Origin of the sequence: Fonticella tunisiensis (genome assembly GCF_004364155.1) — a bacterium.
Lineage (GTDB): Bacteria > Bacillota > Clostridia > Clostridiales > Caloramatoraceae > Fonticella > Fonticella tunisiensis.
Genome location: NZ_SOAZ01000003.1, coordinates 114,523 through 126,989 on the forward strand (window position 1 = coordinate 114,523; position 12,467 = coordinate 126,989).

The following is a 12,467-nucleotide window of genomic DNA, read 5'->3' on the forward strand; positions in this document are numbered from 1 at the left end:
GTATTAATAATATATACCGAAAAAGTTCAAGGAGGGGATACCGTGGTAATTGACTTATTAAAGGAATCAGGGGCACTTCTGGAGGGACATTTTCTCCTCTCTTCAGGACGCCACAGCAGCAAATATTTTCAGTGTGCAAAGCTTCTACAATATCCGGATAAAGCAGAAAAAGTCTTAAATGTTGTGGTAGAACAAATAAAAGAATTAGACTTCGACATAGTAGTAGGTCCTGCAATGGGAGGAATAATCGTTGCATATGAAATAGGAAGACAGCTTGGAAAGCCGGCTCTCTTTACTGAAAGAGCAGATGGAAAAATGACCCTTAGAAGAGGATTTGAAATCAAAAAAGGCCAGAAAGTATTAATTACAGAGGATGTTGTAACTACTGGAAAGTCCTCCCTGGAAACTGCAGAAGTAATCAAATCGCTCGGTGGAGAGGTCATAGGGATTGCCTGCATAGTAGATAGAGAAAACAGCAATATTGACTACCCAATCTACAGCGCAATAAAAATGAAAACAGAAAGTTTTGAGGAGGGATCATGCCCCCTTTGTAACCAGGGGCTTCCTTATATAAAACCTGGAAGTAGAAATATTAAATAAAGCTATAATATAAAAATGATAAAACCTTTAACTTAGTCCAGTGAGGCTAATAAGGGAATGCTTAAGCTGCAGCCCTCTGCCTCAAATAAAATTTAGAAAATGAGGTGGATATAATGCAAGGGATTTTATACTTGGAAGATGGTACAATTTATGCAGGTAAAGGTTTTGGAAAAACAGGCACATCCGTTGGTGAACTGGTATTTAATACTTCTATGACAGGCTATGAGCAAATCCTTACCGATCCTTCCTACGCCTGTCAAGTCATCACAATGACTTATCCACTAATAGGAAATTATGGAATCAATAAGCTGGAACAAGAATCTAACAGGGTCCACGCAAAGGGATTTGTTGTAAAATCTATCTCTCAACACCCTTCAAACTATATGAAGGAAGAAACCCTGGATGAATTTCTAAAGCGAATGAATGTAGTTGGAGTATATGATGTAGACACAAGGAGTATCACAAAAAAGATCCGAAAAGAAGGAACTGTTAAATGCGTAATTTCCAACGAAAACTTATCTATTGCACAGCTTGAAACATATATAAAAACAGTCCCTCTTAAAGAGGATCTTATACAGGATGTAAGTACCGTCAAAATTATTCATATTCCAGGAACAGGTCCAAAAGTTGCCGTCATCGATTTTGGCTCAAAGGCAAATATCATTCGAAATTTAAAAGAGTTTGACTGTGACATTACTATTTTTCCATATAACTCAACCTATGATGAGATCATGGCTGTTCATCCCGATGGGGTCCTCCTAAGCAATGGGCCGGGAGACCCAAAGAGTATGTCGCCATATCTTCCCCATATCAGAAAAATCATTAAAAAACTTCCTACCTTTGGAATATGCCTGGGGCATCAGGTTCTAGCCCTGGCCTTGGGTGGAGACACCTACAAGATGAAATATGGTCACCGTGGAGGAAATCACGGAGTCTATGATATGGAAAGAGAAAAAGCCTATATAACCTCTCAAAATCATGGGTATAGCGTAAACCCTGAGAGCATAAAGGACAAGGGAATGATTGTAACCCATGTCAACTTAAACGATGGAACAGTAGAGGGAATGAGGCACAGGGAACTTCCTGTATTCTCAGTACAATTTCACCCTGAAGGAGCACCGGGACCTGAAGATACAGCTTATCTATTTGAAAAATTCCTGAGCTCCATGAATTAACTGCCGCACCTATTATTTCTAAAGTATCTATCAAACTACAAAGGCTTAGGGAGGAATGTATATGCCAGTGGATAAAACATTAAAAAAAGTTATGATTATCGGTTCCGGTCCTATTATTATTGGGCAGGCTGCTGAGTTCGACTATTCAGGAACCCAGGCCTGCAAAGCTATAAGGGAAGAAGGCATTGAAACTGTACTCGTAAACAGCAATCCCGCTACCATTATGACGGATATGAATATGGCAGACAAAGTATATATAGAACCTCTAAATATAAAGATCCTCGAAAAAATCATTGAAAGAGAAAAACCAGATGGTATTTTGGCCGGATTTGGTGGACAAACTGCATTGAACCTCGCCATGGATCTTAAAACTTCAGGAATTTTGGAAAAAAATAACGTAAGGCTTTTAGGTATACATGAATCTGCAATACACATGGCAGAGGATCGTGAAGCCTTTAAAAAGCTCATGCTTCAAATTGGTGAACCGGTTCCTAAGAGCATTATCGCAACAACTCTTGAAGAGTGCAAGACCTTCGTTAAAGAAGCAGGATTCCCGGTAATTATCCGTCCAGCCTATACCCTCGGAGGAACAGGTGGTGGAATCGCTAAAAACGAAGAGGAGCTCATAGACCTATGTAAAAAGGGAATATCCAGCAGTCCTATTGGACAAATTCTGCTGGAACAAAGTGTAGCAGGCTGGAAGGAAATCGAGTACGAGGTTATGAGGGATAAAAAGGATAACTGCATCGTCATCTGCAATATGGAAAACATAGATCCTGTAGGAATCCATACGGGAGACAGCATCGTAGCAGCTCCTTCCCAGACTTTAAGGGATAAGGAATATCAAATGCTTAGGAAAGCAGCCATAAAGATAATCCGAAGCCTTAAAATTGAGGGAGGATGCAATATTCAGTTCGCACTGGATCCAAAGAGCGAAAAATATGTAGTTATAGAAGTAAATCCCAGAGTCAGCCGTTCAAGCGCACTAGCTTCCAAAGCTGCAGGATACCCCATAGCAAAAATTGCAGCAAAAATTGCAATTGGCTACTGCCTGGACGAATTAAAAAATGATGTCACAAAAAGTACCAGCGCCTGTTTTGAACCTGCCCTGGATTATGTAGTAGTAAAAATTCCAAAATGGCCCTTTGATAAATTTCAAAATGGAAAAAGGTCCCTAGGAACACAGATGAAAGCCACCGGTGAAGTCATGGCCATTGACCGAACCTTTGAAAGCGCTCTTTTAAAAGCAATAACTTCATTAGAAGGGAAAATTTTCGGACTAAGACTTGAAAAGCTCTCCACCCTCACAAAGGAAGAACTCCTAAATAAAATAGATAAGCATGATGATGAAAGGATTTTTGCCATTGCAGAAGCCTTGAGAAAGGGAATAAGCATAGAAAAACTCCATGAAATCACTAAAATTGATAACTGGTTCCTGCACGGCATACAAAGGATCATCCATATGGAAAGAAGACTTCAGGAGGAAGAACTAAACGCACCCCTTCTAAAGGAGGCAAAGAAGCTGGGATTTACAGATAGAGAAATTCTTTTCCTCACAGGAATTGATAAGAAACAATTGAATAAGATAAAAAAAGAATACAACATTTATCCTGTATATAAAATTGTAGATACCTGTGGAGGAGAGTTTGATGCAAAAACCCCTTACTACTACTCCTGTTATGAAGAAGAGAACGAAAATAATATCTCTTCGGGGAAAAAGATAGTCGTTATTGGTTCCGGTCCTATTCGCATAGGCCAGGGAATTGAATTCGACTATTGCTCCGTTCATGGAATCTGGGCCATCAAAAAAGCCGGTTATGAGTCCATAATCATTAACAATAATCCTGAAACCGTAAGCACTGACTTTGATACTTCCGATAAGCTGTATTTTGAATCCCTTAATATTGAAAACGTTATGAACGTCATAGAGCAGGAAAAGCCCGAGGGAGTCATAGTACAATACGGCGGACAGACGGCTATTAACCTGGCAAAGGAGTTAGAGGAAAATGGAGTAAGACTTCTTGGTACATCCTTTCACTCTATAGATTTAGCCGAGGATAGGGATAAATTTAGAAGTTTCCTGGAAGCCCTGGGAATCAAAACTCCAGCAGGAATGGCAGTAAAAAATATTGAGGAAGGCATCTATGCTGCGGATAAATTAGGCTTTCCAGTAGTAGTAAGACCTTCATACGTCATTGGCGGCCGTGCTATGGAAGTGGTATATGACAGAGAAAAGTTAATTCAATATATGAAAGAAGCGATAAATTATTCCAGTGAACATCCCATCTTAATAGACCAGTACATAAAAGGTAAGGAAATAGAAGTGGATGCCATATCAGACGGAGATGATGTTCTAATTCCGGGTATTATGGAACACATCGAGAGAAGTGGCATCCATTCTGGAGACAGCATCACCGTTTATCCAGCTCGAAGCCTAAAGCAGGAAACTGTTAATGAGCTGGTTGAAGCGACACGCAAAATAGCAAGGGGCTTAAATATAAAAGGACTTATAAACATCCAGTTTGTATATAATGGAAAAGATCTCTATATTATTGAAGTAAATCCCAGGGCTTCCAGAACTGTACCTGTTTTAAGCAAGGTTACAGGAGTTCCCATAATACAGATTGCCACTCAGGTAATACTTGGCGATAGGCTCTGCGAAATCCTTCCAAATACGGGGCTAATAGAAAATAAAGATTTATATGCTGTAAAAGTTCCTGTATTCTCCCATGAAAAGCTTCAGGAAGTTGATGTTTACCTGGGGCCTGAAATGAAATCCACCGGTGAGGTTTTGGGAATCGATAAGGAGTATGATAAAGCACTCTACAAGGGATTTATTGCTGCAGGCTTTAATATCCCAACCTCTGGAAATATATATGTTTCCTTAAAAGAAGTGGACAGAAAGGAAGGTCTTAAAGTTATAAAAGACTATATAGGCAAGGGCTTTAAAATCTACTGTTCAGAGGGTACATGGAAATTTTTAAAGGATAACAACATTCCCAGTGAAGCCCTATCCTTCCAGCATGCCATGGAAGCCATAGAAAAAGGAAAAATCCAGGCAGTTCTTAATATCCCTACGAAGGGAAATGATACGGAAAGAAAAGGATTTAAAATCAGAAGAAAGGCATTGGAGTATAGAATTCCCCTCTTTACCTGTCTGGATACAGTCCGTCAATTTTTGAAAGCTATTATCGTAAAACAAAGGCAGGAAGAAATTCATGTGCTGTCCCTAAAGGAATATTATTTATAAGTAAAGATATTGTCGCTGCTACGCTTCGAAAAGAAGTTCTATGGCACCGGATTCGCAGAGCCTAAGAAGGTTCGCTCTCCCTCAAACACCGCGAACCCTTCTAAGGCTCTGCTTCATCCTTTAAAAATGTAAAATTATATGTTAAAATTTCAATAAATGTAATTCTAATATTTGGGAATGGGGTTGAGTAAATGAATTTTATTAAAGAACTGGGATTTATTATAGTTATTTACATAGTATTTAGTTTGTTAGAAAAAAAATATGCACTGCGTGCAAGGTATGAATTTTATAAAGGCTTTAGAAATATCGTTATATTTAGTACAATATTTTCCTTTATCGCTTTCATACTTATAGAAATTTTTAAAAATAACTATTTAAATTCCATAGGCATAAACACGGAAATAATTCAAATTATATTATTTATACCAATTTCCTTGTATTTATGGATTAAAAATGAAAATCAAACAGAAGATTCAGTACAGGAAAAAACAAAGTATAAAGATGTTGAAATAGATTTCTGCTATTTTTGTGGAAGCGAATTGGATGATAGTAACATATGTCCAAACTGCGGCAAAGAATTAGACAGATAGTGTACTTGTAACCTTAATAAAAGACATATAAATCAAGGGATTTTTAAAGAGGCTGGTATCTAACCAGCCCCTTATTGTTTCCATATGGTTTAACCAACAAGTTGATCTCTGTAACTACCTTCAAATTTATCTCAAATATCATGCTTCCCTGCTTTTTATCATAAAATCCAGCAGTTTGCTAATTGCCCTGTCAAGGTTTATATTATCCGGAGTTTTCAGCCACCTATCAGAAATCACAACATGCCTGCAGCTGCTGGATTTACTTTTCAGGTAGGAATAAATTATTTGGGCCTCGTCAATATCCTCTCTTCCAACTTCTATTGAGTTATTTTTGGCTTTATTATTAAAGTAGTATATAATATTAGTTTTTAATGTAGCTTTTAATTCTTCAATATCCCCTGGCACATACCTTTCGCTGAAAAGCACCTTGTTTCCCTTAATAAGGAAAAGCTTAAAGCTGTCGTCCCTTAAATCCTCAACAACAGCTATGTTTTTGTTCTCCTCCGTATATTCAACAACCCTGGCCTTATTGATTAGATATTTTACCGCACTTATATAGTCCCTATACCTGGCAGCCCTTTCAAAATCAAAGCTCTCCGCGGCACTGTTCATGTTATATTTCATTTCCTCAAGTATATTTTCATCGCTCCCCTTTAGGAGCCCTACTATTCTATCAACTATTGCAAGGTACTCTTCATTTGGAGAATCCTCCAAACACATGCCGATACACAGCCCCAGGGAATAATTAAGGCAGGCCGAACCCCTTCTTGAGTTGTTGCTGCACAGTATTTTGCAGCATTCCTTAATACCTTGAAGCCCTCTTTCCACTGTGTTCCTGTTGGTGTATGGCCCAAAATGCAGGCTTTCATCATCCCTGTTGGCTTCGCTGGTGATTTCAATTTCAGGATATTTTTCCTTGATTCCTACCCTTATATAAACATAGGATTTAGGGCTTTTCATCAGCTTGTTGTATATAGGCTTCATTTCCTTTATCAGTTTACATTCCAGCATAAAGGCTTCAAACTCGGTATCAGTAAGTTTATAGTCAAAATCCTTTAAGTTTTGTACTAGCTTTACAACCTTTGGTGGCTGGGACCTTGAGCTTTGAAAATATGATGAAACTCTGCTCTTTAGGTTTTTGGATTTTCCTACGTATATCACGCTGCCCAGGGAATCCTTCATAAGATATACCCCCGGACAGGATGGGAGTCTTTTGATTTTTTCCTTTAAGTCCACGCTATCTCCTCCAAAATATGTTGAGCCTCATCCCTATAGATTCTCATAACATACTCCGGCTCATCCTCACCATCTATCTATATTCTATATTGTTTTAAGGAATTTAAAACCTGCCCTTTCATAGGTTTTTATTGCAGCTATATTCTTCGGTTCATGCCCAATGATTCAGCTTATGCCACTCCCCTTTCCCATAGGCCTGGTCTTTAATGTAATTGCTCATACTACATTTTACTCTAAATTTCTACTTTTTTTGCAACTCAGAACTCCATCCTGAATATTATACCATAGGAAGCTAATGCAAAGAGGTGATATTATGATCTGTGGTCATACCCATTATTATGAAGGAATAACCTCCTGTGAGCATGGGCACGTCCATGGCTTTGCTGGATTTACAAGTTATGCCCCTGATACTCCAGGGCATGTACACTATATCCGAGGTGTAACAACCTATAATAACGGACATGTTCATGAATATTGTTTTTATACCTGCCCTGCTGTCCCACTGCCAGGAGGGGGCCATACCCATCTTATAAAGGGGAAAACAGCATATGCCGCAGGCCATATCCATCGAATGAAGGTTTACTCAAGCGATGAAATCATGTAGATAAGTACGAAACAAGAGGCTGTTGAATAGCTTAGGATCTCTGCAACTTCCGCTATACATTGATCTGACTAAGGAGCGGGCGTTGAAACCCGCTCCCTGAGTTTTCCGCCACAAACTTTAAATAAAATAGCAGCCTTTATCAGGCTACCTAAATTTTTTTTATGCAAATATATTCTTAACTGCATCCGGTTGTACCACATGCCATTGCTTCTAAAGGTATCATACCAAAACCTTCATACCATGATGTAAACAAACAAATATCTGAATCTGTGTAAACTCAAGTGCCAGGCACTTAAATAACTCATAACTCATGAGCCTGTCACTTTAGCCCGTAAAGCCTATTATGCCTGACAATTTCTCTATAGCTTTCATCAAGAGGAATTACATGATTTGCAGTTATCTTTACAACAACACGGCTGTAGGCATACTTAGGTGACACAGAGTATTCGTGAAGGCCATTGTTAAGGTGAATCCGACCATACCCGTTTGCCTTTACTGTAAGGTATTTACTAGTGTCAAATGAGACTGAAGGTAAATCGAGGAGAGCTGCTTTATCTTCTGCATAGAGTTCTTCTATTGTGGCATTCTTTCGATAATGCTCTCTTTGCGAGTCTTCATCGCACCTTTTTAAAATCTGTTCATTAAACTCTTTGAGACTATGAAATTCAGGCACTGGCACGAGCATATTGCTTCTATGGTACCCAACTTTTCGTTCAACATTGCCCTTCTCATGGCCTGCTTCTACATTACAGAAGGCCGATTCAAACCTGTAATGTTCCATAAACCTCACGAAATCATCAGTTAAGTTTCTACCACCATCTTTCAATACTTTAGTTACTATTGTTCTTGTATTATCAAACCATATTCTTTGAGGCACTCCACCAATGTATTCAAAAATTGCAGTCAGACCCTCAAAGAGGCATTCCTGGTTTTCACCCTTAAAGAGTTGGAAAAAGCCTTTATTGCTATACGGAAACGATAGGTTTAAATATTTTCCACTGAATAGCTTTCCATTTTCATAAAACTCTGCATCGCCAAAGTCTGCCTGGGCTTCGCCCGGAATGTGCTCAAGGGGAATATACCCACATTTCTCCTTGCCGAAAATCTCTTTTCTCTTTTCAGCAACGTACCCTGCTACTGTACGATAGGAGACATCGAAGTCTTCTGGATATTTCTCAATCAGCCTGTCATAAATACGCTTTGCAGTATGCCTTTGCTTTCGCTTTGCCATTTTGTCAGCATTAAGCCACTCATCAATTGTAGCTTTGTAGGGATCAAGGCTCGGATAACTGCACCCATGTGAAATCGTTGGTTTTTCTTTGTTCCAATCATCCTTTTCAAGCCGTGCCCTCACAGTCTTTCTGTCAAAACCAGTTTCTCTTGAAATTTGAGAAATATTTTTTCCTTCCACGAAGAACATTCCTCTGGTATTATGTTCTTGAGTCATTGTTAGCACTCCCCATTCCTCCCTTGTAATGAGATTGGTCTCTCTATTACAAGGATAAATTTATGGTGTGGTGCCTGCAATGGCTTTTTGCAATTCTGGGGAATTCTTGTTTGCAAAAGTGGGGAATTTTATTTGCAACTCTGTCCATTTCTATTATGCAATAAACATATGGAAGACAACAAATTGCTATGGACTGATTGTATAGATAATCAGGGTTATTATATAATTTATGATTTAAATACCTCAGAGATTAAAAAATATAAATCTGAATTTAGATATCCAGGTTATGCTAGGCTGAGCAATAATAAAATATACTCCATTAATTTCCATGATTTCTCAAGCTGGAGGACAAATGAATTGGGAGTATACGATTTATCAACGGGAAAATACACCAGGATAAAATCCGAGCATATTAATGGATTCAATGTTTATAAGGATACTGTGTGTGTTAAGAGTAATGAAGATCTGCTTGAAATATATAAGAATGAGAATGGTGAAATTCATCAAGTTAAAAACTTAACAGAAATTTCTCGAATCGATTCAATTTCATTTTCTCATAAGGGAGATCTTATTGTTGGAAGAGATGCTCTAACACCAGATTCCAATGCAGAGATATATTTGTTGGATATTAAGTATATTATTAAAGATTAATGCTTCTGGTTTAATCTCGGGAGCATCCATAGTTTTGTGTAAATCACATCTATGGATGCTTCCCCTAAAGATACTTGCCAATGTTTTTCCTTAATCTTAATAATCTGTCCTTCAGTTAGCCCAGTGGCCTTGATTAAGGTAGTCGCTATTTCATACTTTTACACACAAAAGTAAAGTGCAGTGGTCAAGCATTTTTGTAACACTTTAACCTAATACTTTTGATTTTCTATATCTCGCTTCAAATGGTGTAAGTCCTCCATTATATGTGTGAGGTCTTAGATGGTTATACCAAACATAAGCAAAGTCGTTTATTGCTATTTTTGTGAAAGCGAATTGGATGATAGTAACATATGTCCAAACTGCGGCAAAGGATTACAATTCTCAAGAGGCTGCCACCCAAGTTGTTTGCTTACCTCATCGACTTTCTGTGGAAGAACTTCACTTATACTTTCAATATCCTGCATTGAAATGCCTAAAACTTCCATAGCCTTTTTATCAAAAACATAGTTAGTATTCATACACAATAATCTTTCATAGTACAATGTACTAATAGAATCAGCTACATTCATAATAATTACATCTTCTAAATAACCATCAGCCATTAATGGAGTATGATGATGTTCTATAATAGCCTTAACATCATTAGGTAAATTCCATTTTTCACATAACAAAGCCCCTGCATGTGTATGTGTATATCCTTGCATAATTAATCTCTCGGCCACGATCTGATGAATACCTTTATATTGCATTTTTACTACTTCATCGATAACATCCGGTAAACATACATCTATAACCATCACCCCGATATCATGGATTAAACCATATGCGAAATATCTATAATTATCCTGCTTTCCTAATTTTTCTGCTAATATATTAGCTGCAATCGAAGTGCCTAAACAATGTTTCCAGTATTTATCTCTGCTTAATTTCGTTGGTTTCCCCAGGTTATCTGGAAATAGAGACTTAATCAGATAAGCTATTATCAGTTTCTCTACGGTCATCATGCCCAAGTAAATAATTGCATCCGATAATGACTCCACTCTTCTTGCTAATTTAAAATAGCCAGAATTTATATTGACCAGCAGAGTCTCTTTTAAATTACCACACTTAGATATTTTTTCTGCAAGTTCTTCTATATTGAGGGATTCAGAGTCATTGAGCATAACCATTATTTCATTTATCTCTCGGTTCACTACTGGTAAATCCTTAGATTCCTCTATGCGCTTAATTATCTCCGTATAATTCATAACTGTCCTCCTATTCAATCTGGCTCCATTTAATATCTAGCTAAGTTTTCGTTAAATTAAGATGAAACTTTACTATTACGCCCTTTGCCAAATCATACCCATCTTATCCTCAATATTTGTCCATGAGCCTATTTTGTAAAGACATAATAAAAGCAATCCGGTTTCCAATCGAACCAGGTTATAAATTTCCGTTCTATAGCCTTATCCTTTAAATGCAAATCTTCATTTATTATGGTTGTATATGGAGGGGATAATTTTTTCTCCTTAGAAATTATACTAAAATATTCATAGAAGGTATCCAGGGCTTCTACACTTGTTTCAAAGCATTCAAAACTTATCTCGCCCTTAATTGAATACATTCCTTTGAATCCGTTTATCGAAATAAACTGCTTGTTCCTATTCATTTTATCGATTAAATCCTTTGTAACCTTTTCAAATTTAAATGACAGAGGAATAAGTCCCTGACGTTTTCTAATATAATCAAGTTTATTAAAATCATCAAAACTTATATAAAAATTTTCCACTGTAAAATCCTCTTTCTTCATTCTTGGAGCATAATTTTCATCCTTTGATAAAATTATATTTGAGTATTTCATTTCAAATCCAAGCTTGGTATTTATACTTATGCTTTCAACATTTGTAGCATGGGTAGCAAAGGCAATTTGATTTATTCTTCCTTGTCGCAAAAATTCCTTGGCAATATCTAATATTTTGATGGCAAGTTCTCTACCAATTCCCTTTCCCCTATATTTACTATGAACTCTCAATCCTTCCAGCCAGCCTGTCCCATCATAAAGAATGGAAAGTTTTGCACATCCAACTAACTTGTCATTGTTCCTATCGTATGCCCCTAAAAAGTAACCTTCATCTTCCACCCAATCATGAAAAACATAGGGTAAATAATCAGTTCCATCCCAAATATCCTTAGCTATATCAAGTAAATCGTTATAGTCAAGGTGTGTAACTTTTTTAAAAATAATCATTCTATCGCCTCCAGGAAAAATAAACTTTATTTAATTTTTGGAATAGTTAATGATTATCCGCACTTTAAGGAAGGTAGATGTTAATGTCGTTAGCTGCTATGAGTTTGTTGATATTTTCTAATAGCAGGTTCTTTTATCGAATTATCATTTTTAATATAGTTATGTGATATAGTAGAAACCCATTTTATTCTCATAATTAAAATAGTAGTGATTATTGCTGTCATGTAGTTAGAAAATAAATTACCCCAAAATACTGAATAAAATCCTAGTACATGTTCCGTTGCTAAAATAAAAACATATCTTAAAAGCCATATTCTAAGTATACTCATGATTAGAGGTATTCCTGTACGACCTAACCCTATAAAGGCACCTTGTTCAACCATACATATGCCAAATCCAACAACTGAGTAGGTGTAAATATGCAGGGACTTATTTGCAATATCAAGTACATCCTGCTCATGTGTAAATAAAATAGTAAGATAAGGAGATAAAGGAACAACTATAGCAATTAAAATTGCTGCAGTAATTGCACTTATTATGCAGCCTTCAAAACAGGATCTGCGTGCCTTATCACCTTGTCCAGCTCCAACATTCATACTTACCATAGTGGTTATAGATGAGCAAAAGATGATGGCAAGTTAAAGCGAACAGACGTTATGTTTCCATCAATTCCCCGGACTATAA

The 12,467-nt window shown here is 37.1% G+C and carries 10 protein-coding genes and 2 pseudogenes; 6 read left to right on the plus strand and 6 right to left on the minus strand.

Annotation, left to right across the window (positions count from 1 at the left end; genetic code table 11):
- Positions 1 to 42 precede the first annotated feature (42 nt).
- From pyrE to EDD71_RS02840, 4 genes are all read left to right on the plus strand, one after another.
- A complete protein-coding gene (gene pyrE / locus EDD71_RS02825) occupies positions 43 to 600 on the plus strand; it encodes an orotate phosphoribosyltransferase (protein WP_243116378.1) in 558 nt (185 codons plus the stop codon).
- Positions 601 to 713: 113 nt separating this feature from the next.
- A complete protein-coding gene (gene carA, locus EDD71_RS02830) occupies positions 714 to 1,775 on the plus strand; it encodes a glutamine-hydrolyzing carbamoyl-phosphate synthase small subunit (protein WP_133627231.1) in 1,062 nt (353 codons plus the stop codon).
- Positions 1,776 to 1,836: 61 nt separating this feature from the next.
- Positions 1,837 to 5,025 (plus strand): carbamoyl-phosphate synthase (glutamine-hydrolyzing) large subunit, encoded by a 3,189-nt coding sequence (carB, locus tag EDD71_RS02835; protein WP_133627232.1) that lies wholly within the window; start codon positions 1,837 to 1,839, stop codon positions 5,023 to 5,025.
- Between the two features lie 191 nt (positions 5,026 to 5,216).
- Positions 5,217 to 5,615, plus strand: a complete 399-nt coding sequence (locus tag EDD71_RS02840) for a hypothetical protein (protein ID WP_133627233.1) — start codon at positions 5,217 to 5,219, stop codon at positions 5,613 to 5,615.
- 138 nt (positions 5,616 to 5,753) lie between these two features.
- Here the strand turns inward: EDD71_RS02840 and EDD71_RS02845 are convergent, their stop codons facing one another.
- Positions 5,754 to 6,851, minus strand: coding sequence for a UvrB/UvrC motif-containing protein (locus EDD71_RS02845; RefSeq protein ID WP_133627234.1), 1,098 nt, complete (start codon positions 6,849 to 6,851; stop codon positions 5,754 to 5,756).
- A gap of 313 nt (positions 6,852 to 7,164) precedes the next feature.
- On the opposite strand from EDD71_RS02845, the gene EDD71_RS02850 reads away from it, so the two are divergent.
- Positions 7,165 to 7,455: a YmaF family protein gene (locus tag EDD71_RS02850; RefSeq protein WP_133627235.1), complete on the plus strand. Its 291-nt coding sequence runs from the start codon at positions 7,165 to 7,167 to the stop codon at positions 7,453 to 7,455.
- A gap of 175 nt (positions 7,456 to 7,630) precedes the next feature.
- On the opposite strand, the pseudogene EDD71_RS16075 reads toward EDD71_RS02850, so the two are convergent.
- Positions 7,631 to 7,720, minus strand: a pseudogene (locus EDD71_RS16075) (glycosyltransferase); the annotation flags it as partial.
- A 63-nt stretch (positions 7,721 to 7,783) separates the two neighbouring features.
- Positions 7,784 to 8,902: pseudogene (istA, locus tag EDD71_RS02860) on the minus strand (IS21 family transposase); the annotation flags it as partial.
- Positions 8,903 to 9,070: 168 nt separating this feature from the next.
- Here istA and EDD71_RS02865 point away from each other — a divergent pair.
- Entirely contained in the window at positions 9,071 to 9,553 is a 483-nt protein-coding gene (locus tag EDD71_RS02865; RefSeq protein WP_133627237.1) for a hypothetical protein, read from the plus strand.
- A gap of 314 nt (positions 9,554 to 9,867) precedes the next feature.
- On the opposite strand, the gene EDD71_RS02870 is transcribed toward EDD71_RS02865, so the two are convergent.
- From EDD71_RS02870 to EDD71_RS02880, 3 genes are all read right to left on the minus strand, one after another.
- A complete protein-coding gene (locus EDD71_RS02870; RefSeq protein WP_133627238.1) occupies positions 9,868 to 10,800 on the minus strand; it encodes an HDOD domain-containing protein in 933 nt (310 codons plus the stop codon).
- 128 nt (positions 10,801 to 10,928) lie between these two features.
- Positions 10,929 to 11,783: a GNAT family N-acetyltransferase gene (locus tag EDD71_RS02875; RefSeq protein ID WP_133627239.1), complete on the minus strand. Its 855-nt coding sequence runs from the start codon at positions 11,781 to 11,783 to the stop codon at positions 10,929 to 10,931.
- A gap of 89 nt (positions 11,784 to 11,872) precedes the next feature.
- Positions 11,873 to 12,379, minus strand: a complete 507-nt coding sequence (locus EDD71_RS02880; protein WP_243116379.1) for an MATE family efflux transporter — start codon at positions 12,377 to 12,379, stop codon at positions 11,873 to 11,875.
- Positions 12,380 to 12,467: the final 88 nt, after the last annotated feature.

Bases quoted from the DNA above. Each gene is read 5' to 3' on its own strand.
- EDD71_RS02840 (WP_133627233.1), top strand. From the start codon at position 5,217: ATGAATTTTATTAAAGAACTGGGATTTATTATAGTTATTTACATAGTA.
- carA (WP_133627231.1), top strand. From the start codon at position 714: ATGCAAGGGATTTTATACTTGGAAGATGGTACAATTTATGCAGGTAAA.
- EDD71_RS02875 (WP_133627239.1), bottom strand. From the start codon at position 11,783: ATGATTATTTTTAAAAAAGTTACACACCTTGACTATAACGATTTACTT.
- carB (WP_133627232.1), top strand. From the start codon at position 1,837: ATGCCAGTGGATAAAACATTAAAAAAAGTTATGATTATCGGTTCCGGT.
- EDD71_RS02865 (WP_133627237.1), top strand. From the start codon at position 9,071: ATGGAAGACAACAAATTGCTATGGACTGATTGTATAGATAATCAGGGT.
- EDD71_RS02870 (WP_133627238.1), bottom strand. From the start codon at position 10,800: ATGAATTATACGGAGATAATTAAGCGCATAGAGGAATCTAAGGATTTA.
- EDD71_RS02850 (WP_133627235.1), top strand. From the start codon at position 7,165: ATGATCTGTGGTCATACCCATTATTATGAAGGAATAACCTCCTGTGAG.
- EDD71_RS02880 (WP_243116379.1), bottom strand. From the start codon at position 12,379: ATGAATGTTGGAGCTGGACAAGGTGATAAGGCACGCAGATCCTGTTTT.